The sequence below is a fragment of the Pseudomonas cichorii genome, assembly GCF_018343775.1.
Taxonomy (GTDB): Bacteria; Pseudomonadota; Gammaproteobacteria; order Pseudomonadales; family Pseudomonadaceae; genus Aquipseudomonas; species Aquipseudomonas cichorii.
Map to the genome: position 1 here is coordinate 3,264,738 of NZ_CP074349.1, position 22,880 is coordinate 3,287,617.

General features: G+C 58.1%; 17 protein-coding genes and 1 tRNA gene. 12 read left to right on the top strand and 6 right to left on the bottom strand.

Going from position 1 to position 22,880, the window contains the following annotated elements; genetic code table 11:
- Nucleotides 1–54: 54 nt before the first annotated feature.
- Together istB and istA are read right to left on the bottom strand one after the other, a co-directional pair.
- A complete protein-coding gene (gene istB / locus KGD89_RS13625) occupies nucleotides 55–858 on the bottom strand; it encodes an IS21-like element ISPsy20 family helper ATPase IstB (protein WP_025260330.1) in 804 nt (267 codons plus the stop codon).
- Entirely contained in the window at nucleotides 851–2,350 is a 1,500-nt protein-coding gene (gene istA, locus KGD89_RS13630; protein ID WP_155951542.1) for an IS21 family transposase, read from the bottom strand. Before istA ends, istB begins: the two co-directional genes overlap by 8 nt.
- Before the next feature lie 242 nt (nucleotides 2,351–2,592).
- On the opposite strand from istA, the gene KGD89_RS13635 reads away from it, so the two are divergent.
- Nucleotides 2,593–2,925 (top strand): site-specific integrase, encoded by a 333-nt coding sequence (locus tag KGD89_RS13635; protein ID WP_025260332.1) that lies wholly within the window; start codon nucleotides 2,593–2,595, stop codon nucleotides 2,923–2,925.
- Between the two features lie 101 nt (nucleotides 2,926–3,026).
- On the opposite strand, the gene KGD89_RS13640 is transcribed toward KGD89_RS13635, so the two are convergent.
- Nucleotides 3,027–3,100, bottom strand: a tRNA-Cys gene (locus KGD89_RS13640).
- A 202-nt stretch (nucleotides 3,101–3,302) separates the two neighbouring features.
- On the bottom strand, nucleotides 3,303–4,517 hold the full coding sequence (locus KGD89_RS13645) for an aldose 1-epimerase family protein (RefSeq protein WP_025260333.1): 1,215 nt from the start codon (nucleotides 4,515–4,517) through the stop codon (nucleotides 3,303–3,305).
- A 231-nt stretch (nucleotides 4,518–4,748) separates the two neighbouring features.
- On the opposite strand from KGD89_RS13645, the gene KGD89_RS13650 reads away from it, so the two are divergent.
- The 6 genes from KGD89_RS13650 to trhP all read left to right on the top strand — a co-directional run bounded on the left by KGD89_RS13650 (nucleotide 4,749) and on the right by trhP (nucleotide 12,905).
- Complete coding sequence (locus KGD89_RS13650) at nucleotides 4,749–5,267, top strand: sigma-70 family RNA polymerase sigma factor (protein WP_025260334.1); 519 nt, start codon at nucleotides 4,749–4,751, stop codon at nucleotides 5,265–5,267.
- Entirely contained in the window at nucleotides 5,264–6,208 is a 945-nt protein-coding gene (locus KGD89_RS13655; protein ID WP_025260335.1) for a FecR family protein, read from the top strand. The genes KGD89_RS13650 and KGD89_RS13655 overlap by 4 nt, the downstream gene beginning before the upstream one ends.
- A 103-nt stretch (nucleotides 6,209–6,311) precedes the next feature.
- Nucleotides 6,312–8,672 carry a TonB-dependent siderophore receptor gene (locus KGD89_RS13660; RefSeq protein WP_025260336.1) on the top strand — a complete coding sequence of 787 codons (2,361 nt, stop codon included), beginning with the start codon at nucleotides 6,312–6,314 and terminating at the stop codon, nucleotides 8,670–8,672.
- Nucleotides 8,673–8,838: 166 nt separating this feature from the next.
- Nucleotides 8,839–10,125, top strand: coding sequence for a 3-deoxy-manno-octulosonate cytidylyltransferase (gene kdsB / locus KGD89_RS13665; RefSeq protein ID WP_074569079.1), 1,287 nt, complete (start codon nucleotides 8,839–8,841; stop codon nucleotides 10,123–10,125).
- A 132-nt stretch (nucleotides 10,126–10,257) separates the two neighbouring features.
- Nucleotides 10,258–11,436 (top strand): flagellin lysine-N-methylase, encoded by a 1,179-nt coding sequence (gene fliB, locus KGD89_RS13670; protein ID WP_025260337.1) that lies wholly within the window; start codon nucleotides 10,258–10,260, stop codon nucleotides 11,434–11,436.
- A gap of 146 nt (nucleotides 11,437–11,582) precedes the next feature.
- The gene (trhP, locus tag KGD89_RS13675) at nucleotides 11,583–12,905 is read left to right on the top strand and encodes a prephenate-dependent tRNA uridine(34) hydroxylase TrhP (RefSeq protein ID WP_025260338.1); all 1,323 of its coding nucleotides are present in this window, start codon (nucleotides 11,583–11,585) and stop codon (nucleotides 12,903–12,905) included.
- Nucleotides 12,906–12,992: 87 nt separating this feature from the next.
- Here trhP and KGD89_RS13680 read toward each other — a convergent pair whose 3' ends face one another.
- Nucleotides 12,993–14,798 (bottom strand): di-heme-cytochrome C peroxidase, encoded by a 1,806-nt coding sequence (locus KGD89_RS13680; protein ID WP_038399883.1) that lies wholly within the window; start codon nucleotides 14,796–14,798, stop codon nucleotides 12,993–12,995.
- Nucleotides 14,799–15,133: 335 nt separating this feature from the next.
- On the opposite strand from KGD89_RS13680, the gene KGD89_RS13685 reads away from it, so the two are divergent.
- The gene (locus tag KGD89_RS13685; RefSeq protein ID WP_025260341.1) at nucleotides 15,134–16,132 is read left to right on the top strand and encodes an NADP-dependent oxidoreductase; all 999 of its coding nucleotides are present in this window, start codon (nucleotides 15,134–15,136) and stop codon (nucleotides 16,130–16,132) included.
- Between the two features lie 14 nt (nucleotides 16,133–16,146).
- Here KGD89_RS13685 and KGD89_RS13690 read toward each other — a convergent pair whose 3' ends face one another.
- Nucleotides 16,147–17,187, bottom strand: coding sequence for a hypothetical protein (locus tag KGD89_RS13690; RefSeq protein ID WP_025260342.1), 1,041 nt, complete (start codon nucleotides 17,185–17,187; stop codon nucleotides 16,147–16,149).
- 118 nt (nucleotides 17,188–17,305) lie between these two features.
- On the opposite strand from KGD89_RS13690, the gene KGD89_RS13695 reads away from it, so the two are divergent.
- The 4 genes from KGD89_RS13695 (at nucleotide 17,306) to KGD89_RS13710 (ending at nucleotide 22,823) form a co-directional block, all read left to right on the top strand.
- Nucleotides 17,306–18,358 carry an NAD(P)-dependent alcohol dehydrogenase gene (locus KGD89_RS13695; protein ID WP_025260343.1) on the top strand — a complete coding sequence of 351 codons (1,053 nt, stop codon included), beginning with the start codon at nucleotides 17,306–17,308 and terminating at the stop codon, nucleotides 18,356–18,358.
- Nucleotides 18,359–18,579: 221 nt separating this feature from the next.
- Nucleotides 18,580–19,068 (top strand): (2Fe-2S)-binding protein, encoded by a 489-nt coding sequence (locus KGD89_RS13700; RefSeq protein WP_025260344.1) that lies wholly within the window; start codon nucleotides 18,580–18,582, stop codon nucleotides 19,066–19,068.
- Between the two features lie 103 nt (nucleotides 19,069–19,171).
- Nucleotides 19,172–21,439, top strand: a complete 2,268-nt coding sequence (locus KGD89_RS13705; protein WP_025260345.1) for a xanthine dehydrogenase family protein molybdopterin-binding subunit — start codon at nucleotides 19,172–19,174, stop codon at nucleotides 21,437–21,439.
- A 16-nt stretch (nucleotides 21,440–21,455) separates the two neighbouring features.
- Nucleotides 21,456–22,823, top strand: a complete 1,368-nt coding sequence (locus KGD89_RS13710) for a c-type cytochrome (protein WP_025260346.1) — start codon at nucleotides 21,456–21,458, stop codon at nucleotides 22,821–22,823.
- Nucleotides 22,824–22,880: the final 57 nt, after the last annotated feature.

Consider the following 22,880-nt stretch of genomic DNA (forward strand, 5'->3'; position numbering starts at 1 on the left):
CCGATTCAAGACCATCAAGCCCCACCGCAAGCGGCAGGGCATTTATGGTGCGGATCAACATGGCTCATCGTCCTCGACATCATCTCCGTCCTTGCGCTTTCGTTCCCGTGACTTGATCTTTGTCTGCGCGGCCAAGGTGCTGTGTTGTAGTCGGTAGGACTCGTTGCCCGTTTCGACGATGTGGCAGTGGTGTGTCAGCCGATCCAGCAACGCGGTGGTCATCTTGGCGTCGCCAAACACACTCGACCATTCCGAGAAGCTCAGGGTGGTGGTGATGACCACGCTGGTGTGTTCGTACAGTTTGGACAGCAGGTGAAATAACAGGGCACCGCCGCTTTGACTGAAGGGCAAATACCCCAGCTCATCCAGTATCACCAGGTCTGTTCGTAGCAGTCCCTGGGCGATTCGCCCTGCCTTGCCATCGTACTTCTCACGCTCCAGCAGATTCACCAGATCCACCGTGGAAAAGAAGCGCACGCGTTTGTTGTGGGCCGTGATTCCGGATACAGCCAAGGCACTGGCCAGGTGTGTTTTCCCGGTTCCAGGGCCGCCGATGAACACGACATTCTGCGCGGTTTCAGTGAACGCTAAGCTGGATAGATCGCTGACCAGCCGGGCATCAGCGCTGGAAGCGCTGAAGTCAAAGCCAGCTAAGTCACGGTGCATGGGGAGTTTTGCCATGTTCATCTGATGATTCACCGAGCGTACCGCGCGATCCGCATGTTCCTGCTGAAGCAGATGTTCCAGCAGCCATTTCGATGAAGCCGTCGACGCTGTTCCTTGAGAGACCAGTTCTTCCCAAGCACTGGCCATGCCGTGCAGGCGAAGTTCTTTGAGTTCAGTCATTAGGTCACGCATTGCGATTCTCCTCATCGGTCGCACGGAGCCGGTCGTAGCGTGCCGTATTGGCAACAGGCGCGACCTTGAGTTGCAGGCTGGTTTCTACACAGGGAGGTGGTGTGGTGGAGGTCAGGCGGGCAACGACATTGAGGATGTGATCGGCGCTCAGACTTCCCGATTCAAGTACCAGCTCCACCGCCACCAGCACTGGTTCGAGACCCGCAATTGGCACAGCAGCCAGTACCTGCATCATGATTCGATCACCGTTGGTGTGACGCCTCAGTCCTCGTTTGAGAAGCCGTAACGGTTTTGGCAAATCAGCAAATGGCGCGCCGTTGCGCAATGCACCAGGCTTGCGTTCGATGAGTGGGATGTAGTGCTGCCAGTCAAAACTGACCTGATCTCGATCAAAGAGGCGCTCGTGACTGGCGATCACCGTTTCGTCGGCAATGACCACGATTCGCGAAGGGTACAAACGGCTGCTGACCCATTGACCCACACGCTCGCAAGGCACCGAATAACGATTGCGCGCCACGCTGATCAGGCAGGTGCTAGAGACACGGACGGTGCGTTCCACGTAGCCATCAAAGGCCGTCGGCATCGGCATCATTTCAGCCTGCTCCAGCTCCAGGACTTCTGCCACCGTCAAACCGTTGTACTGCGGATGTACAAGTTCAGCCCAGAGCGTACGACAGCGTTGGCCGAGCCAGACGTTCAGCTCCTCGAAGGTATGGAACATGCAATTTTGAGCATCGAGCCAGATTCGCCTCCGGCTGTCCTGCACGTTCTTTTCGACGATGCCTTTCTCCCAGCCAGAGGCCACGTTGCAGAAGTCCGGATCGAACAGATAGTGCGCGCACATCACGGAAAACCGGGCGTTGACCGTGCGGCCTTTACCTTTGTTGACCTTGTCGACAGCCGTTTTCATGTTGTCGTAGATGCCGCGACGTGGCACGCCACCCAACGCTCCAAACGAGCGCGTATGGGCATCAAATAGCATCTCGTGGCCTTGGCTGGGGTACGCAACCAACCAGAATGCGCGGCTGGCGCACAGCTTCATGTGGGAGACCTGGACACGTCGAAAAAGACCACCGATCAGCAGACCTTCTTCGCTCCAGTCAAATTGAAAGGCCTCACCGAGAGCAAACGTCAGCGGTACAAAAGCGCGTAAAGACTTGCCTTGCTCCCCTCGCCAAGAGCGGACAAACGCCGTGAGCTGGCTGTAGCCGCCGTCGTAACCCTCGGCCTTGATCTGCTCGAAAAGCGCTTTGGCGCTCCTGCGGTTGTGTCTTGGCCGGAACGAATCGGCCTTGAGCGCCTGCTCCAGGGTCTCGTGAAAAGGGCTGAGCTTATTGAAGGTTGCGCACCGTTGGTACGCTGGCTGAGTGGCTTCGGGCGCTCTGACCCATTTTCGGATGGTGTTTCTCGACAGCCCGGTACGCTTGGCTATCTGATGCAGCGAGAGCTTGTCGCGGAAGTACATCCGCCGGATTTTTCCCAACATTTCCATGCTGATCACCCTGTGTTCTCCTGCTCAAAAAGTGAGCAGAAGCAGTTGAACACCTGGGTCAGTTTTCAGTCGGCAGAACAGCCTCTACTGGGTCAGTTTTCGGTCAGCGGCAACACCCTGCCGACACGCTGAAGTTCAGCACCATCGACCTCGACGAGGACTACCTGTGGGTCGATCAGAACAAGACTGAAAAGAAACTGCGCATCCGTCGGCACGTCAATGGCGAGCTTACTGGCCTTGGATTGTTCATCGAGGCGTTACTTGAGCGCCGCAAGCTGCAGGGCGTGCGCAACTCACGACTGATCACAAACGACTCGGGACTGCGAATGAGCTGGGAGATGCTGAGGAACCGGTTCAGCGAAGCGCGTGACAAGGCTGCTCGGAAACTTACGGCCGATGGTAACGCTGATCTAGCCAGCAAGGTCCGGCAGTTCCAGTTCCGCGATATTCGACCGAAGGCAGCCTCGGAGATCGAGGACATCAGTCACGCCAGCCGACTTCTGGGGCACTCCAAAGAGGAGATCACGAAGCGAGTCTATCGACGAGTCGGCGAGGTGGTTTCTCCGACCAAATAAATGCCTGATGCGGAAACGATGCCTGATTATGCAGAAACGATCCCCCTTTCCCCAGCCCAATAAAAAACCCCGTAGACGTTAATCTACGGGGTTTTCAATAGTGGAGGCCGAGGTCGGAATCGAACCGGCGTAGGCGGATTTGCAATCCGCAGCATAACCATTTTGCTACTCGGCCTCAGACGCCTGATGCTTATACAACCACATCAACCGTTTTGAACTCTTTGGATCAAGCCTTGGCTTCACCCTCAACCCATTGAATCTTAAGGGTTTTTTCTCGTTCCCGAATCAGGAATGGACGCAATTCTGGACTGGTTGACCGGGCATGTCAAGAACGAGAATGAAATAATTCCATACACGTCCGGTCAACGAGTCAGACTTTACTCTTTGCTCAGGTCCACCAGTGGTTCCTTGCGGACTTCGGTTGCCCGGCCGCCCTGGATGGTCTTGATCTGGCCCAGTGCGGTGTCGACTGCGCCTTTGTCTGCCAGCAGGCTGTAGCTGATCTGGAACTGGCGCTGTTCTTTCGGGGCGATGGTCGGCACGAGTTTCAGAGGGCGCTGGTAGCGGCGGTTGTAGGAGAAGCTGGTGCCTGGCTCAAGGCCGGTGACGTAGCCCTGGCCACGGGTGTCGGTGTTTTTCCACAAGGAGAACACAGGCAGTTGGTGGGTGTTGAAGCCCACCGCCACCCCGAGGCTGCCGACCTTGTTATGCAGCACGGTCAGGGTATCGCCCTTGGCGTCGCCGTAAGGCACTACGTTATAGACGGTTTCGTCGTAGTCTGGTGTAGGACCGCGGTAGGTTTGCCAATCAGGCAAGTCGCCTTTGGCCTTTTCGTTGAAGGGCGATACCTGCTGCACCGGTGCCTCGAAGCGTGCGCCCTCCTCCAGGAACGGCGTGCTGAAGTTGCTGTGGTACAGCGCCTGGTATTCCTTTGGATAGTCGCCGTTGTTGGTCAGGGTGTCGTTGAGGGTAAAGCGGGTGCTGCCCGGATCGGTGACCAGCTCGGTCTGGACCGAAAAATCGACTTTCTTGAACGCCTGCTCTTTCAGTTCACCCTTGAGGCGAATGGCATAAGGCGGCTTTTCGTCGATATGCAAAGTGACTTTGTTCGCCGGGATATTCGCCGCGCGGCCATGCAGGGTCAGCAGTTCGCCGTTGTCGATGCCCGGATGGCCAACCCATTCATAACCACAACGGGTCACCAGTTCGTTGAAACCTTCGAGCCAGCCCAACCCGCCGCGACCGTTCAGTTCGATAAAGGCCGGGTTGACGACCTCTTTCACCGGCGAGTCCCAGCCCATGCGTACATCACCGACCGAGGCTTGCAGCACGTTCATGCCGCGAGTGGGCACAACCGACAGCTTCATGGTGCCGTTGTCGATCTCGATGATGCTCACGCCTTCCTGACGACCGCCGTGGAGGGTGCGCATGGTGACGGAAAAGGGTTTGTCGGTCTTGATCCCGAGTTGGGCACTGGTGATCTGCTGGTTCTGGGCGGCCTTGTCGGTATCGAGCAGCACATAGTCCCAGGCGAAGGCGTTGGTAGCCGAGACAATGGCAGTGGCACCGAGAAGCCAGGCGAGCGATTTCATGGGGGTGGTCCTTATTGGAATTATGGGGACAACTGAAGTTGATTAAACGATTCAGCGACCCATCAAGTCTAGTCAAAATCGCAGAATTCGTGAAAAGAGAATTATACGCCCATGCAGATTCGACCCTCTGATCAGAACCTCGACCACAATTGAAAATACTTATCGTTCACGTTTAAACTGCGCGCTTTTCAGCGGGCGACACAACCGCTCTTCAGGTTCGAGATCACTGCAATGAGCGATTCATCCGGCCATCTGTACACGTTTCTGGGGATTCGCCGGGAACTGGTCAGCTACGCGGCAAAGATCACGGGTGATCGCATGCAGGCCGAAGACATTGTTCAGGAGGCCTGGATTCGCTTCATTCCGCAGCAGGCCAGCGCCGAGCAGCCGGCAGCGTATCTGTATCGGATTGTGCGCAATCTGGCGCTGGACCTCATACGCAGCCGCAGCCGGGAGCTGGCGCATCAGGTCTCCCCTCCTGCCTGGCTGCTGCCGGCGCATATCAGTGATCCTGCCGAACTGTGCCAGCACAACATGACGCTGGAACGTCTTTCCCGTGCCCTTGAAGCAATGCCTGAAAACAGTCGTCGGGCTCTTGAGATGCATCGCTTTGGCGGCTGCACCCTGGCCGAGATCGCCGGGCATCTGAACGTGTCCCTGACCACGGCCCATCGCCTGTTGCGTGATGCATTGGTGCGGCTGGCCCGTGAAGTGGACAACCCGGATGACGATAAGGATGTTTCCCTGTGAGTCATGAGGACGATGCACTGGAACAGGCCGGTGACTGGCAGATACGCCTGCAGGAAGATCCTCAGGCCCGGGAAGCTTTCGAGCAGTGGTTGCAGGCCAGCCCTGAACACCGTGCAGCATGGCTCAAGATGGAAAAGCTCTGGGGCGCGCTGGGCGAATTGCCAGCCCTGGCAGTTGCGCCTGCCCCCCGCAGCCAACCGCAGCCACAAGGCAAACCCGTAAAGCGCCGTATCTGGACCCGTCTGGCACTGGCAGCCGGGCTGGCGGCAGTTGCGGTTTTACTGGCGCCGCAAGCCAGCCTCACGCTGCGCGCCGACTATCACACCGGCGTTGGAGAAACCCGAACGGTCCAACTGGCGGACGGCTCCACAATCACCCTCAGCCCGCAGAGTGCATTGCGCCTGATCGGTGGCGATGCCCGAAAGGTGGAATTGCTGCAAGGCCAGGCCTATTTCCAGATCGCCCCCGACCCGCAGAATCCGTTCACGGCCCAGGCCGGACAACTCTCGGTACGGGTATTGGGCACGGCTTTCGATCTGGACCTTCAGGCACACAGTGCCGAAGTCGCTCTGGAGCATGGCCAGGTCCAGGCCGAAAATGCTCAACCACCGCTCAGCGAACGCCTGATGCCCGGCCAGCGCCTGAAGTTCAGCTGGCCATCGGGCAAAGCCGAACACTCGCATGTCAATCCCACGGACATTGGGTCATGGCGCAGCGGTTCGTTGTTCGTCGAAAACCAGACCGTGGCCGACATCGCTGAGCGGCTGCAACGCTATACCAGCGGCTGGATTGTGATTGCCGACCCGGCCCTGAAGCAGCGGCGCATTACGGGCGTGTTCGACCTGAACCACCCGGATCGAGCCCTCAAGGCCCTGGCGCAATCGCTGGCGGTTGAAACCCGGCAGGTGTCGCCGTGGGTGCATGTTTTGGGGAGTTTCTGATTTTTTATCTGAAAGATGGAAAAAATCCCGGCGTCCTACGTCTTTCATGACCAACTTGAGAACTTATCTCAAATGCAATCAAGTCGTATGAAGGATTAAATCGATGTCGCGCTTCCCTGCATTGCCGACACTGGCACTGGCCATCCTCCTGCCGATGGACAACGTCCGGGCCACCGAAACGTCCGAGAACCTGCGCACGGCACGTTACAGCATCGCTGCACAACCGCTGGCCTCGGCACTGGCCCAGTTTGCCCGACAGAACAACCTGCAACTGAGCTTCGATGCCGCACTGGCCCAAGGCAAGATAGCCCCGGCGGTGAACGGGCAGCTCAGTGAGCGTGAAGCGCTGGCCCGGCTGCTCCAGGCGTCGGGATTGAGCTGGTCGCTGACCGACGACCGTATCCTGTTGCTGTTCCCGCAACCTGCCAGCGGCTCGCTTGATCTGGCGCCGTCACTCATCACCTCCAGCGCATTCACCGAACAGGCTGGCGGCCCGGTGCAAGGCTATCGGGCGACTCGCAGCGCGACCGGCAGCAAGACCGACACGGCCCTGCGCGACATGCCGCAGTCGATCCAGGTGGTGTCGCGCAAAGTGATAGAGGATCAACAGGCCAATAGTCTCGCCGACGCCCTGACCAACGTCAGCAGCGTGCAGCGCAGCAACTCCCATGGCGGTTCGTCCGAGAGCTTCGTGATCCGTGGTTTCAAAGCCACCAGCTATGCCGTGGACGGAATGCTGATCAACCCGCTGGCCTCACGGCCCGAGGCTTTGCGCGACCTGGCCAACGTCGAACGTGCCGAAGTGCTCAAGGGCCCGGCGTCGGTGCTTTATGGCCGGGGCAACCCTGGCGGCCTGATCAATCTGGTCACCCGCAAGCCCAGCTTCACGCCCGAAGCACAGGTCAAACTCCAGGCAGGCTCCTACGATTTCTACCGCCTGGAAGCCAATGCCAGTGGGCCGCTGGACGAAGCCAGGACCCTGGCCGGGCGCATGACGGTCGCCACACAGACCGAACGGGGTTTTCGGGACACCTTCCGCGACAGCAAACGCACCTACCTGGCCCCGACCCTGCGCTGGGAGCCAACGGATACCACCCGGGTCGACGGTGGCATGGAGTATATCGATCAGACCAGCCCGTTCGACCGAGGCCTGATTCCGGTCAACGGCAAGATCGATATGAGTGCCGACCGCTATCTGGGCGAACCCTGGGCGCGTGACAAGGCCAACAAGTTTTCGCTCTGGTATCGCGCCGAACATGACGTCAATGACTGGCTGACCCTGCGCCAGATGACTCGCTGGGATCAGTCCCACAAGGATCGCTATGTCGTCGATCTACGCGGCCTGGGTCCGGATGGCCGCACCCTCGCCCGCCGCGCCACTGACGGCGAAGAGCGAATCAAGACTCTGGACATGCAGCTCGAGGCCATCGCCCGTTTCGCCACCGGCGGCCTGAACCATACGGTGCTTGCCGGCTTCGAGTACATCGACGGCAAACGTCGCAGCCGCAGCGACCGCGCATCCCTGACTTCCATCGATATTTTCAATCCGGTCTACGGCGCCACACCCAGCCCTTTTGCATTCAGTGAAAAGGCCAGTTTCGACCTGACCGCCTACAGCTTTTACCTGCAAGACCAGATTGATCTGAACGAACAATGGAAGCTGATCCTCGGCGCCCGCTACGATGACACCCGCCAGCGAAACACCACAGTGGGCACCTCTGACATTACCCGCACCGACGTGGACCCCGGCAAGGTGTCGCCACGTATCGGCCTGGTTTATCAACCCACCGACTGGCTTGCGCTCTACACCAGTTACAGCACGTCATTCACCCCGCAGAGCGATATCCAGCGTAACGGCAGCCTCCTGGACCCGGAAGAAGGTATTCAGTATGAAGTGGGCGCAAAATTCGATCTGATCCCGGACCGTCTGAGCGCTACCTTGTCAGCCTTCGAGATCACCCGCCAGAACGTTGCCGCTACAGACCCCGAAGACGACAACTATTCAGTGCAGACCGGTGAGCAGCGCGTACGTGGTGTCGAACTGGACGTCAGTGGCACGCCGCTGGAAGGCTGGGAGATCATCGGCAATATCAGCGCGCTGAATGCTGAAGTGACCAAGGACACCACCATCCAGGTCGGCAACACGCTTGAAGGCGTGCCGACCCTGAGTGGTTCGCTGTGGTCCAGTTATCAGTTGCAGGAAGGTGCGTTGAGAGGGCTGGGCTTTGGTGCCGGGGTGATCGCTGTCGGCGAGCGTCAGGGTGATATCGACAATACCTATGACGTGGGCGGCTATGCCCGGATCGACGCCAGTCTGTTCTACGACATTGATGAAAACATCCGGGTATCACTCAATGGCCGCAATCTGACCGACCGCAAATATATCGAAACCGTTGCCAGTACCGATGGTAACTATGCTGGTGCACCGGCATCGGTGGTCGCGACCTTGAGTGCCAGGTTCTAGGGCGACATCTCTCAGCCCTTCGCGAATGAGTTCACTCCTACAGATTGTGTAGGAGCGAATTCATTCGCGAGACTCACTACAAGCTGGAACTTTGACTCGCGCAGGCCCTGTCGCTGGTATGATCCGCTTTTCGCCCTGCACCGCTGAAATCGTTTAAGGACCCTTAATGGCCAGCCATCCGCAACGTGTCGCCATCGTCATCCCGGCAAGATACGCATCCACCCGCCTCCCCGGTAAACCGCTTGCCGACATCGCGGGCAAACCCATGGTGCAGCATGTGTATGAGCGCGCTCTGGAAGCCGCCATTGCCGATACAGTGGTGATTGCCACCGACGACCAGCGTGTGGCCGACGCGGCGCGCAGCTTTGGCGCGGCCTGTGTGATGACATCCCCTGACCATCCTTCGGGCACTGATCGCCTGGCCGAAGTCATGAGTCAGGTCGACGCCGATATCTACGTCAACCTGCAAGGCGACGAGCCTCTGGTAAGGCCTGCGGATATTGTCACACTGGTGAAGGGCATGCTCGCCGATGCGTCCGTGCAGGTCGGCACGCTCTGCCATCCGATAGACTCGGCCGAAGCAGGCAACCCCAATACCGTCAAAGTGGTCCTGGCCGCCAACGGCAATGCGCTGTATTTCAGCCGCTCGCCAATTCCTTACCCCCGCGAAGCTGAAACCGCCACCTACCTCAAGCATGTCGGAGTCTATGCCTACCGTCGCGAGGTGCTGACCAGCTACTCCGGCTTGTCCCAGCCAATGATCGAACACGCGGAAAAACTGGAACAACTGCGCCTGCTGACCGCCGGTTACTGCATTCGTGCCTGGGTGGTGGAGCCCACCGGCCCTGGCGTCGATACCCCTGAATGCCTGGAGAAAGTCCGCGCCCTGATCGAAGGCCGTTCACTGCCAGGCCTACCTGCGCTGGCCGATATTCGTCTGGTAATTACCGATGTCGACGGCGTACTGACCGATGGCGGTATTTTCTACGACGCCACCGGCGAATGCCTGAAACGCTTCCACGTGCGCGACGGCATGGGTATGCGCATGCTGGAAGAAAACGGCGTACGCGTGGCCGTGTTGTCGGGCCGCGACTCGGCTACTTTGCGCAAACGCGTGGCTGATCTGGGCGTCGAGCTTTGCCAGTTCGGTATCAAGGATAAAAAGGCAGCCTGCGAGCAGTTGATGGCTGCCGCAGGCGTTACTGCCGGGCAAACAGCCTGTATCGGTGATGATTCCATTGACCTGCCAGCCTTTGCTGCCTGCGGCCTGTCGTTCGCCGTGGCCGATGCACCGATATACGTGCAGCAGCAAGCCACCCATGTGCTGCAACGCGCAGGTGGCACCGGTGCATTCCGTGAGGTTTCCGACTCCATTCTGATTGCTCAGGGCAAAGCCGATGTGCTGGGCTCAGCCGCCGGTTATGCGTCGGTCATGGCAAAGATGGCCCAGTAAAACCTGAGGCTCCCGACCTCCAGCGGCTCGGGAGCCTTTACATCCGCATCACCATTTCCCTTTCTGCATGGAACAACTCCCGCACAACGGCCACTCAGGTTCAAACGAACCTAAGACCGCGGGAGAGAATTCATGGGCATTCAGTCCGCCAGGGCTTTCAAATACGTACAAGAGTTTTCATGCATTGCCGAGCGTTGCGAAGACAACTGCTGCAAGGGTAACTGGCGCATTGCGGTCAGCAATCGTAGCCATGACCTGTACAGCCGGGAGTTTCCCGAACTCTTGAATCTGATCGTCAAGGACGATTCGGGCTACCAGATGGACAAGACGGGTGGCCAGTGCGGCGCGCTGCAAGGCGGACGTTGCCAGATCCATGCCCAGCAGGGTGAAGCAGTTCTCACCGATACTTGTGCCAACTACCCTCGCATGTATCGCCGTATCAATAACTCGTTGGTGAAGTCCGCAACCATGAGCTGCCCCGAAGTTGCCCGTATCGGACTGTTTGGCGAAGCGCCGTTCCAGATCGAAGAAGGTCCGCAGGACGACCATCATCTCTACGCCGCCGCCAATCAGGAATTCCCCGGTATCGATCAGGCCCAGTGGCGTTCGGTGGTGGAGTCTCTGCTGCAAATCACCCTGTCGAAGAAACTGCCGGTTGGCCAGGTATTGCTGCGCCTGTACGACATTTCTGCGCAACTTTCGGAACTGCCACATGCCCGTTGGGTCGAGGAAATCCCGCTGCTGGCCGACAACACCAGCAACCTTCAGGAAGATACCAGCGAGCCGATTCTTGCCGACCCTTTGCTGATCGTGCTGATCAATGTCTTGAACTCGCCGGGCGCCCCCTCCTCCTTGCGCCAGCAGATACTCACCTCTTCACTCATCGTGCCCGGCGAAACCCCGGCACAGGCGCAATGGACCCTGCGCAGCGAATATCGCCACCTGTATACGGAAAAACTGCAACACAGCCTGGATCTGATCCTGAAGCGTTTCATTGCGGCCGAAATGACCCGCACCGGTTTCCCGTTCATCTCCAACACCAGTGCCGGGCAGGATTACGGCCTGAGCCTGACCGAGTGGGCCACCACCCTGGCGATCCGCACCCTGACCCTGCGCAACCTGCTAATCGCGCATTGCGATGTAACCAACCAGTTGGCGCCGGACAAACAGCAGACCGTGGACCTTGTCTACCGCTTCTGCCGGGCTGCCAGCCATAACGCAGTGACCGCCGCCGAACGGACCTTGCGCAACGCAATCACCGACAAAGGCCTTGCCTACCTGAAGACGCTGATCAATCAAGTGAATGCCTGACGGTATCCGCGTCCCCCTTCCTGAGCCCTGCGTCGAGCAGGGCTCAGGCATCAAAGAATACTGTACACAGCGTTTCATAGATCCAGATCAATAAACCCGGCAGGCAAGGCGATTACCGTTCGCGACTTTTTGCGACCGACACCGCCATGACACCCTTTACCCCGGAACTGCTCGCCCCCGCTGGTACCCTGAAAAACATGCGGTATGCCTTCGCCTACGGAGCCGATGCGGTCTATGCCGGCCAGCCGCGCTACAGCTTGCGGGTGCGTAACAACGAATTCGATCACGCCAACCTGGCACTCGGCATCAACGAGGCTCAGGCTCAAGGCAAGCGTTTCTACGTCGTGGTGAACATCGCACCGCACAACGCCAAGCTCAAGACCTTCCTCAAAGACCTTGAACCCGTAATCGCCATGGCTCCAGACGCGCTGATCATGTCCGACCCCGGCCTGATCATGCTGGTACGCAAGCACTTCCCGCAGATGCCGATTCACCTGTCGGTGCAAGCCAACACCGTGAACTGGGCCAGCGTCGAGTTCTGGCAACAGCAGGGCCTGAGCCGGATCATCCTGTCTCGCGAGCTGTCCCTGGAAGAAATCGACGAAATCCGCCAGCAGGTTCCTGCCATGGAGCTGGAAGTATTCGTCCACGGCGCGCTGTGCATGGCCTATTCCGGCCGCTGCCTGTTGTCGGGCTACCTCAACAAGCGTGACGCCAACCAAGGCAGTTGCACCAACGCCTGCCGCTGGAAATATTCTGCGCAAGAAGCCACGGAAAACCCGCTTGGCGACATTGTGCAAGTCTATGAGCCCGAACCGACCCTGAGCGCAGGCGCGCCGACCGATCAGGTGTTCCTGTTGCAGGAAAACAATCGCCCGGATGAGCTGATGCCCGCCTTCGAGGACGAACACGGCACCTACATCATGAACTCCAAAGACCTGCGCGCTGTACAGCATGTCGAGCGCCTGACCCGCATGGGCGTGCATTCATTGAAAATCGAAGGCCGGACCAAATCCCACTTCTATTGCGCCCGCACTACACAGGTCTACCGCCGGGCAATCGACGACGCCGTAGCCGGCCGCGAATTCGACCGCAGCCTGATGACCGATCTGGAATCCCTGGCCCATCGCGGCTACACCGAAGGCTTCCTGCGCCGCCATGTCCACGACGAATACCAGAACTACCAGAACGGCAGCTCGGTTTCAGAACGACAGCAGTTCGTCGGCGAACTGACCGGCGAACGCCGCGACGGGCTGGCCGAAGTCCGGGTCAAGAATCGCTTCAGCCTCGGCGACCCTATGGAACTGATGACACCCAGGGGCAACTTCCACTTTGACTTGCAGCAGTTGCAGAACGCCAAAGGAGAAGCCATCGAAACCGCGCCCGGGGACGGGCATACGGTGTACTTGCCTATTCCCATTGAGGTGGACTTGGGGTTTGGGTTGTTGATGCGAGATGTGGGAGGTTGAGCGACAGTCTGGCGTGGGAGGGAGCTTGCTCGCGACGACGGCATTGAAGGCGATACATTTTTTGGATGTACCGCCCTCTCACTTGATCTAAAGGGTTTTCATGTACTCGATCAACGCATAGCGCTCGTCATCGTTGAACGATGATGCACCATAGTCATGACCTGCCTTCGAGTTCCCCGGTAAGGACGTATCGAAAGTGAAGGGGGCACCAGGCCCATTGGCATCGATAAAACCGACAGCCTTCGGATCGAACACAATCGAGCCCGTCTTGAAACTCGAAGGACGTGCATCAGGGGGAAGCAGCAGATCATATAGCGTGCGTACCGAGCCGTTGTGCAGGTAAGGCGCTGTTGCCCAGATGCCCGTCAATGGGCGCGCCTTGTAGGCAAGAGTCGGATACTCCTGAATATTCAGTGCATAGCAGGCCTGGAGTCGCTTGTTCTTTTCGGACGAGGCAAAGCTCAGCAAGGAGAAAGCGCTCTTGTGTACGACTCGTGGCGGTGACGGCTTGACATCCAGGTAATCCTTGAACGCCAGCTCAAGAAGGTCTTTCTTCTGGTTCAGCAATATTTCTCGTGCCGTTACGCCCAACTGTGTAACCAACGTCGTCTGATCGGTGACAACACCGTCGAATGTGTTGAGAAGCGCGCCCTTGAGCTTGCCAGGATCACTGATGAACTGGACCGCATTACAGGCCATCCAAGGGTCCGTATTGATGCTTTGAAGGCTTTCGGGCCTCGTACTGATAGGCGTCATCTGAGCGACGATCTTGCTTTTCAGATCATCGCGTGACAACGGTAAATGGCAGCTTGAACAATTGTTGTCGAACAGTCTGGCGCCCTGCTCCACCTTCACAGGATCGATAGCTCCGAGTTTTTCAGGCCATTTCGGTGGTTTCAGGCGCTGCAACGTGCGCTCGAGCTGATCAAGGTTATCGATGCGCACGCTTGAAACAAAGCCCTTGAAAAGCGAATTTGAGCGAAAGGCCACATCACCGAAGACCCCCACGACTTCCGAGGCGTTGCGCGCAAGAGCGCCAACATCCAGGCCATCCGGACCCAGTCGCTTGTTTGGAGCAACACCGTTCCATTGCACTTTATCGTGCTGGGAAGTGTTCCACAGGAACGGATAGCTGACGGGAGCATCCGAGGGATTGGGCGTTGGGTGTGGCGCACCATTGAGCTGCGCCACACGGTTGAGGATATGCCCCACAGCATCAACTCGGCCGGGGCCATACACCAGATCCGTCTTATAGAGCGATGCGCTTTTCTCAAGGAAAAGATTCAACTCATTCAGTGAACTGGACAGAAGCTGACGATTACCTTCGGTGTCGTCACCTGCAAGGACCTTTGCCGCAAAGCGATCAAATTTTTCATCATCACTCTGGGTGTCGATCAGCGCATCGCGGAAGGCATCAACAAACTTCTGGAAATCGGCATTGGTGGGGCCGCCCTGAACTTCCCAGGTATGGCCACCGTAGGAAACATTGGCCGTGTGACAGGCCGCGCAGTTCATTCCCACCCAAGGTTCCTTGTCAGACTGGTTGCTCTTCCAGCGCAGGCGAGAAAACGTCAGGGACTTGTCACTGCCTTGATCGACCACAAACCCCAAGGGCAACCGATAACTCTTGTAGTCGAACTCCAGAGTACGCGGTGTATAACCATACTTTTCAATATTCGCATCAGACATGAAAGGCACTTTCGAGCCTTTTATTTCCAAGGCCATCATCCAGCTCAGAGGAACCAGACGCGATCCTTGAGAAGTGTCCTGCCAGACTGCGAGATCTTTCGCACTCCAGTTTTGATCCAGACTGTACTCATCTGCCAGTACCACTGCCGATGTCAGACTTCCAACCCCAATGCTTAATGCTGCCAACACAGACTTCACTGTCATTTTCTCGATCCTTCGTGGCTGTCTCAAGGAACCGCAATCAGTGAGCGCATCGCCCGAATCCTCGATTGGGCAGCCCCCTGATTGGCAGTGTAGATATTTTCCAAGCGAATGATGGCATTTTGTCGTAAGCCTTGGAATTGGACGGCCACTCCTGCTCTCACCCCCTCTGCGGACTCAGCGCCCAATCGCAAAACATTTTGATGTCGATCATAATCAAATAATTTGACCAAAAAGATTATGACCATCATCATAATCAGGCATTCACACCCAGTCAGCCTGACGAGAAAAGCGGCCTTCCGGATCGCCCGATTTCCAATTCACAGAGCCAAATCAACATGAAGGCATTTTTCATTGAGCGCTACGGCAAAAACAGCGGACGTTTTGCCGAGTTACCCGACCCGCAAGTGGGGCCCAACGACGTACTGGTTCAAGTGCATGCCACAAGCGTCAATCTTCTGGATTCCAAGATCAGGAAAGGTGAGTTCAAGCTGATCCTGCCGTATTCCTTTCCACTGGTGCTGGGCAACGACCTGGCTGGCGTTGTGGTTCGTACGGGGGCGGGTGTGCGGCACTTCAAGCCAGGTGATGAGGTTTATGCGCGCCCTCCCCAGGAGCGCATCGGCACCTTCGCCGAGCTTATCTGCGTCAAGGAAGATTCACTGGCCCTGAAACCCAAGAACATAAGCATGGAGGAAGCAGCCTCTGTCCCTTTGGTCGCTCTGACGGCCTGGCAGGTACTGGTCGAGACAGCCAGAGTAAAGAAAGGGCAGAAGGTACTTATACATGCCGGTTCAGGCGGCGTTGGAACCATCGCCATTCAGCTTGCCAAACACCTTGGAGCCTTTGTTGCCACAACGACCAGTACGAGCAATGTCCAGTGGGTGAAAGCGCTGGGCGCGGACGTTGTCATCGATTACACGCAGCAAAGCTTCGAGAGCGAACTGCACGACTATGACGTCGTACTCAATAGCCTGGGCCCCGATGTTCTGGAAAGATCGCTCAAGGTTCTGAAGCCTGGTGGCCAGCTCATTTCCATCTCCGGGCCACCGACGCCCTTGTTCGCTGACGAGCAGAAATTGTCCTGGGGACTAAAGCAGATCATGCGGGTTCTGAGCTATGGCATCAGAAAGAAAGCACGCGAATTCGACGTCAGCTATGCATTCGTTTTCATGCAGGCAAATGGTGCCCAACTGCGTGAAATCAGCACACTGATCGAATCCGGTGCAATCAAGCCGGTGATAGATCGGTCCTTCCCGTTAGAGTCGACAGCAGAGGCTCTGAGTTATGTGGAACAGGGGCGCTCAAAAGGCAAGGTGGTCATTAACGTCAGGTAAACGTACGCCCAACGTCAATCGTCCTGATTGGCCAGGACAGCCTCAGCGCTGTCCTTGGCTTTCACCTCTGGCACATACGAAAAACCTGCTGCCTCCCAGTCGCGCCAATCAGGGGTGAAGCCTGGTCGCCAAGGTGATGTGATAAGCCCTCTGGGGACGCATCGCCACATCCCTTTATCAAGCTCCACTTGCTTACACCAGAAGAGATGCACCGCTTCACCCTGCTCAATGGCGAGAGGCAAAAGGTTTTCCTCTCGCTCACCAGGTGCCGGATCCTGCTTCCAGTCCGCAAGCATGTTCTCTCGCACGAGTCTCAAACGCTCGGTCTGCAACTTCAACAGGACGCCTGGCAGTTCCTCAAACCGACAGCCGGGACGTTTGCTTTCATCACCTACAAATCTGTTGAAGCCAATTGACTGCTTAGCCCCGGTCAAGGCATCCAGCTCACGTCCTGTACGCACATGAAAAGTCACCGCTCCCAGATCAAGGTCGTTTTCATTGAAACTTGAGTCGGAGTTGATATGCGCCAGGATGTAGAACTGTGCGGGGAAAACCCGCTCGGAGAGGTTCTTGTCTTCCATGATGTTCCATCGGCAAGTCTTTTTGAGGCTCCAGTTCTGGGGAGACGCCGTACTCTTGATCTCCAGGGTCACGCCCCAAGTCAATTGCAGGTCAAACACATCACCATGGGGCTGTACTTGATAGTGCTTTTCAATGCTTCGAGTCAGGTCGCCGTCTTTGGGGTTATCAGTCGTCAGGGTTCTTACCGTATCCCCGACAATGTCGCCACACTTCGCGATCAGGCTCTTGGCAACCAGATACTCGATCAACACGCCACGCAAGACCGGCACATTCATATTGGAAAATGCCCAGCTCCAGAAATCACTGGCCGTGTAAGGAGTCGCTGCATCACCAAATGAAAACGTGGTTTGCGCTTCAAGAAATTTCTTCAGTTCCTCGGCCTGCATAAAGCTCCTTTGCTGTTCGGGATAAAGCATCTGCTTTTGGTAATCCTGAATATAGGGCCATAAGCCATATTTCCAAGTACGTGGCATTATCCAATCTGGTTCATGTCGGCATGCGGATTTACGCAATATATCGATGGATTCTGCGCCTCTAGACTGATTCTCCTCAGCCCTCAAAGGGCTCATGTATTCATGAAAAGGAGAACTCATGACCGTTAAAGCCTACGGTGCCTACGCTGGCGACAAGCCTCTCGAATCGCTGGAAATCACCCGCCGCGCTCCAGGCCCCCACGATGTACAGGTCGATATCGCTTATTGCGGCATTTGCCATTCCGACCTGCATCAGGTGCGGGGCGAATGGGCCGGGACTCAATTTCCCTGCGTACCGGGCCACGAGATTGTCGGGCGTGTGTCCGCAATCGGCGAGCACGTAAAAGGCTTCCAGCAGGGTGACCTGGTCGGTATCGGTTGCATCGTCGACAGCTGCAAACACTGCGAAGAATGCGATTCGGGCCTCGAGAACTATTGCGACGGCATGATCGGCACTTATAACTTCCCGACTCCAGACGCTCCCGGCTGGACACTTGGGGGTTACTCGGAGCAGATCGTGGTTCACGAGCGCTATCTGTTGCGTATCCGTCACCCGGCCGAACAACTCGCTGCCGTTGCACCGCTGCTGTGTGCGGGAATCACCACCTATTCGCCGCTGCGCCACTGGCAGGCTGGTCCCGGCAAGAAAGTCGGGATTGTCGGTATCGGAGGCCTTGGCCATATGGGCATCAAGCTGGCCCATGCCATGGGCGCACATGTGGTGGCTTTCACCACCTCCGAATCCAAGCGTGAAGCGGCGAAAGAGCTGGGCGCCGATGAAGTCGTGATCTCGCGCAACGCCGAAGAAATGGCCTCCCATGCCAAGAGCTTCGACCTGATCATCAACACCGTGGCGGCACCCCACAGCCTTGATGACTTCCTGGCGCTGTTGAAGCGTGACGGCACCCTGACGCTGGTCGGCGCGCCCGCCTCGCCACACCCGTCCCCCGAGGTATTCAACCTGATCTTCAAGCGGCGTTCGATCACCGGTTCCATGATCGGCGGTATCCCTGAAACCCAGGAAATGCTGGACTTCTGCGCCCGGCACAACATCGTCTCGGACATCGAGCTGATACGTGCCGACCAGATCAACGAAGCCTATGAGCGCATGCTCAAGGGCGACGTCAAATACCGCTTCGTGATCGATAACACCACGCTGGCCAACGCCTGATTCAGGGTATCAAGGCAACATGCCGGGACCTGTACATGGCCTCGGCGTGGGCGCAATCGAGGGCTATTAATCAATCCAGCTCATATAGCCTAGAAACCACACGCACTTGAGGGTGTTCAAGAGCGTGCTAACGTTTCAGCAGTGTTACGCAAGCGAAACGCTTGCTACCTGGCCCGCAAATAGCACCCAAGGGCATTCCCCCACGAGATGGCTGGATAATCATGGAACTGCAGATTAACGATAAGACCTATCAGGTCCAGTCCGAAGGCGATACCCCGTTGCTGTGGGTCATTCGCGATGAGCTCGGGTTGACCGGAACCAAGTACGGCTGTGGCCTCGCTCAATGCGGGGCCTGTTCCGTGCTGATCGATGGCGTGGCTGCGCGTTCGTGCGTCGTGCCGGTCCAGGGCGTGATCGGGCGCAAGATCACCACGATCGAAGCCATCGAAGAAGATGACGTGGGCAAGCGAGTAGTCGCCGCCTGGGTCAAGCATCAGGTCCCGCAATGTGGCTACTGCCAGTCCGGCCAGGTCATGGCTGCGACCTCATTGCTCAAGCAGGTCGCCCACCCTTCGGATGCAGAAATCGGCGCTGCGATGGTCAACCTGTGCCGTTGTGGCACCTACAACTTCATCAATGCAGCAGTGCATGAAGTGGCTGGAGAAAAGGTCGCGCTGTTTGAACCGGCAGCGACTCCCGGCAAGTCCTGAGGACTGCACGAGGCACAGACCTCGGCATTGAGCTTCACCCATCGTGATCCAGAACCTGAGTGTGGATGCGTCTTGAAAGGGATGGAATCCAGAGGAAATCATAATGACAAAGTTGGCGGACAGTCCCGACACAAGCGAGGCGTTTCCGACAGGGGAAGCGATCAATATTTCTCGGCGTCGCTTCCTGGTTGCATCGGCCGGCACCATGGCAGGCGCCCTGGTTCTCGGCTTCGGCCTGCCGATGGGCCAGGCCCGCGCCCAGGCCCGAGTGGCCGCAGAGGTTCCGGGCACGCGAGTCCCCGCCTTTCTCGAAATTCGCCCGGACAACACGATCCGGTTGCAGAGTCCTTTCATCGAAGGCGGCCAGGGCATTTTTACCGCCATGGCGCAGATTGTCGGTGAAGAACTGGACGCAGATCCGTCCACCTTTATCGTGGAAAACGCCTCTCCCGGCAGCGAGTATGTGGTCCTGAGCAACGGCATGCGGATCACCGGCGGCAGCATGTCGGTGCGCATGAGCTACCCCACCATGCGTCGGCTCGGCGCCTTGACGCGGGCGATGTTGTTGCAGGCGGGCTCGGAACGGCTCGGCGTGCCGGTCAGCGAACTGACCACCCAGCCTGGCCAGGTCGTTCATGCGGCCTCGGGCAGGACGCTGAGTTACGGCGAACTGGCCTCGCGCGCCATGGACCTGCCAGTACCCGATCCGGACAGCGTCAAGCTCAAGGACCCAAGCCAGTTCCGCTGGATCGGCAAGTCGGTAAAACGCCTGGACGGCCACGAAAAGTCTACAGGCAAGACCCTCTACACCATCGATTGCAGTGTCGATGACATGCTCCACGCGGCCGTACAACACGCTCCGCGACTCGGCCTGACGGTCGGTTCCATCCGCAACGAAGACCAGATCAAGGCCATGAAAGGCGTTCACTCCGTGCATCGTCTGCCGGGTGCCGTGGCTGTCGTGGCGGAGCGCTGGTGGACGGCCAAACGTGCAGTAGAAGCCGTACAGGTCGACTGGAAAGAGCCAGGCCCCGACTCGGACCTGCGCTACATGCCGGCGGACTTCTCCACCGCGGCTTTCAGCGAACGACTGGCCAACGAGCCGGGCGCAGGCAAGGACGACGAAGTGGTCGGCGAAGCTGGCAAGGCGCTGGACAGCGCTCATACCGTTGTCAGCGCTACTTATTACAGCCAGTTTGTCCATCATGCACAGCTGGAACCGCCTTCTGCACTGGCGCGTTTCAACCCGGACGGCACGCTGGATCTGTGGCTGCCCAACCAGGCGCCGGACCTGTTTCTGGCCGACGTGGCCAAGAGAACAGGCCTTGAGCCGTCGCAGATCAAACTTCATTCGCCGGTACTGGGCGGCTTCTTCGGCAGGCACTTCCTCTACAACAGTGCCTCGCCCTACCCCCAAGCCATCCAGTTGGCCAAGGAAGTCGGGCGTCCGATCAAACTGATCTGGAGTCGCGAAGAAGAGTTCCTGCGCGATGTGCTGCGCCCCATGGCCGTCGTGCGCTTCCGTGGCGGACTCGATGCCAAAGGCATGCCTGTCGCGCTGGAAGCCGTAAGCGCCACCGAAGGTCCAACCGAAGCCATCAGCAACAAACAGGGAGAGAAAATTGACCCCACGGCCCTTGAAGGGCTGGCCGGCAAGGTTTATTCGATCCCCAATCGCAGGATTGCCCAGTTGTATGTAAAGAGCCCGGTCATGCTGGGTTACTGGCGCTCGGTCGGCAACTCGATGAACGATTTCCTGTATGAAACCTTCCTCGACGAGTTGGCAGACAAAGGCGGTCAGGACCCTTACGAGCTGCGCCTGCACTTGCTCAAAGGCAACGAGCGGTTGACCCACCTGCTGCACGCCGTCGGCGATCTGGCCGGTGGCTGGAAGCGCGGCCCGTTCAAGGCTGAAGATGGAACCCTCCGTGCCCGTGGCGTTGCCATGGCGTCGCCTTTCGGCACTGAAGCGGCGGTCATCGCGGAGGTTTCGATCAAGAATGGCCAGGTCAAGGTGCACGACATCTGGCAGGCCATCGATCCAGGCAGCATCGTCAACCCTGGCATCATCGAAGCCCAGGTCAACGGTGCCGTCGCGCTTGGGCTTTCACAGGTCTTGCTTGAAGAAGCGGTGTACGAGAACGGCATCCCCGCCGCCCGCAACTACGACATGTATCCGATCCTGCCACCTGATCGCATGCCCCGTGTGCATGTAAAGATCATCGAAAGCGGCGCGAAAATGGGCGGCATCGGCGAACCGCCGTTGCCCGCCGTTCCGCCAGCCGTGGCCAATGCGGTCGCCAGGCTGACTGGCCAGCGGATTCGCAGCATGCCGCTGTCTCGGTACACCTTCAAAGACCAACAAGCCTGACGCCTAGGGATCACAGATGACAACAAGCAGACTCAAGAAAGTTGCTGCCATCCTGGTGCCGGTGAGTGTCGTGGCGGCAGCCGGCGTAGCCTGGTTCGTGACACGCACACCCGCCTCGCCCTTCGATGGCGTGGCCAGCCCTCAGACTGCGCCAGCGGAGCTGATCCAGCGTGGCGAATACGTTGCCCGGCTCAGCGACTGCGTGGCCTGCCACAGCACCCCCAACAGTGCGCCCTTCGCTGGCGGTCTGGAGATGGCCACCCCATTGGGATCGATCTTTGCCACCAACATCACGCCCGACAAGGAAACCGGGATCGGCAACTACAACCTGGCAGAATTCGACCGGGCATTGCGCCTGGGCGTGGCCCGTGACGGCCATCGGCTTTACCCGGCGATGCCTTATCCGTCCTATGAAAAGCTCAGCCAGGACGATATACGCGCGCTCTATGCCTACTTCATGCAGGGCGTAAAACCCGTCAAACAGGAAAACCAGCCGAGCGAAATCCCGTGGCCACTGAGCATGCGCTGGCCCCTGGCGTTGTGGAACACGGTCTTCACCGACTCTGGAAGCTATATAAAGGCTGAAACCGCAAAAGACCCGCTGTGGCTTCGCGGTGCCTACATTGTTCAAGGCCCTGGGCATTGCGGCAGTTGTCACACACCGCGTGGCCTTGCCATGAACGAGAAAGCACTGGACGAACGCAGCCCGGCGTTCGTTTCCGGCGCACTTCTGGATGGCTGGTATGCGCCCAGCCTGCGCAACGACCCAAACACCGGGCTTGGCCGCTGGAGCGAGGAAGACATCGCACGCTTCCTCAAGACAGGTCGCAATCAGCATGCCGTTGTTTTCGGCTCGATGACCGACGTGTTCAACAACTCCACGCAGTACATGACTGACGAAGACCTGAAGGCCGTGGCGCACTACCTCAAGTCGCTGCCGGGGGATCCCAAGCGTGACGGCGAGCCATGGCAATACGATGCGAAATCCAATGCCAACCTGACGGTCAGCGAGCAGTTGAAGGTTCCGGGAGCAAGCACCTACATGGCCAAATGCAGCTCCTGTCACGGCCCGGACGGACGTGGACAGGGAGAATGGGTCCCGCCTCTGGCAGGCGCCTCATCCTCACTGGCGAAGGAACATGCATCGTCGATCAACGTCACCCTGAACGGGTCGGGACGTATCGTTGCGGATGGCGTACCGGATGCCTATCGCATGCCGCCGTTCCGCAATCAGCTCTCGGATCAGGAAACCGCAGACGTCCTGACTTTTATCCGCACTTCCTGGGGTAACAAGGGCGGCCCGGTCAGCGTGAAGGATGTGCAGGATCTTCGCGAACGGACGAATCCGGCCAGCAGTAATGTGATCATCTTGCAGATGCGGTAAAGCCTCTTCGCGGATGAGTCCGCTCCTGCAGGAGCGAATTCATTCGCGAAAAAGGCC

Coding starts and splice junctions, on each gene's coding strand:
- istB (WP_025260330.1), bottom strand. CDS start 858: ATGCGTGACCTAATGACTGAACTCAAAGAACTTCGCCTGCACGGCATG.
- istA (WP_155951542.1), bottom strand. CDS start 2,350: ATGGAAATGTTGGGAAAAATCCGGCGGATGTACTTCCGCGACAAGCTC.
- KGD89_RS13645 (WP_025260333.1), bottom strand. CDS start 4,517: ATGAAATCGCTCGCCTGGCTTCTCGGTGCCACTGCCATTGTCTCGGCT.
- KGD89_RS13650 (WP_025260334.1), top strand. CDS start 4,749: ATGAGCGATTCATCCGGCCATCTGTACACGTTTCTGGGGATTCGCCGG.
- KGD89_RS13660 (WP_025260336.1), top strand. CDS start 6,312: ATGTCGCGCTTCCCTGCATTGCCGACACTGGCACTGGCCATCCTCCTG.
- kdsB (WP_074569079.1), top strand. CDS start 8,839: ATGGCCAGCCATCCGCAACGTGTCGCCATCGTCATCCCGGCAAGATAC.
- fliB (WP_025260337.1), top strand. CDS start 10,258: ATGGGCATTCAGTCCGCCAGGGCTTTCAAATACGTACAAGAGTTTTCA.
- trhP (WP_025260338.1), top strand. CDS start 11,583: ATGACACCCTTTACCCCGGAACTGCTCGCCCCCGCTGGTACCCTGAAA.
- KGD89_RS13680 (WP_038399883.1), bottom strand. CDS start 14,798: ATGACAGTGAAGTCTGTGTTGGCAGCATTAAGCATTGGGGTTGGAAGT.
- KGD89_RS13685 (WP_025260341.1), top strand. CDS start 15,134: ATGAAGGCATTTTTCATTGAGCGCTACGGCAAAAACAGCGGACGTTTT.
- KGD89_RS13690 (WP_025260342.1), bottom strand. CDS start 17,187: ATGCCACGTACTTGGAAATATGGCTTATGGCCCTATATTCAGGATTAC.
- KGD89_RS13695 (WP_025260343.1), top strand. CDS start 17,306: ATGACCGTTAAAGCCTACGGTGCCTACGCTGGCGACAAGCCTCTCGAA.
- KGD89_RS13700 (WP_025260344.1), top strand. CDS start 18,580: ATGGAACTGCAGATTAACGATAAGACCTATCAGGTCCAGTCCGAAGGC.
- KGD89_RS13705 (WP_025260345.1), top strand. CDS start 19,172: ATGACAAAGTTGGCGGACAGTCCCGACACAAGCGAGGCGTTTCCGACA.
- KGD89_RS13710 (WP_025260346.1), top strand. CDS start 21,456: ATGACAACAAGCAGACTCAAGAAAGTTGCTGCCATCCTGGTGCCGGTG.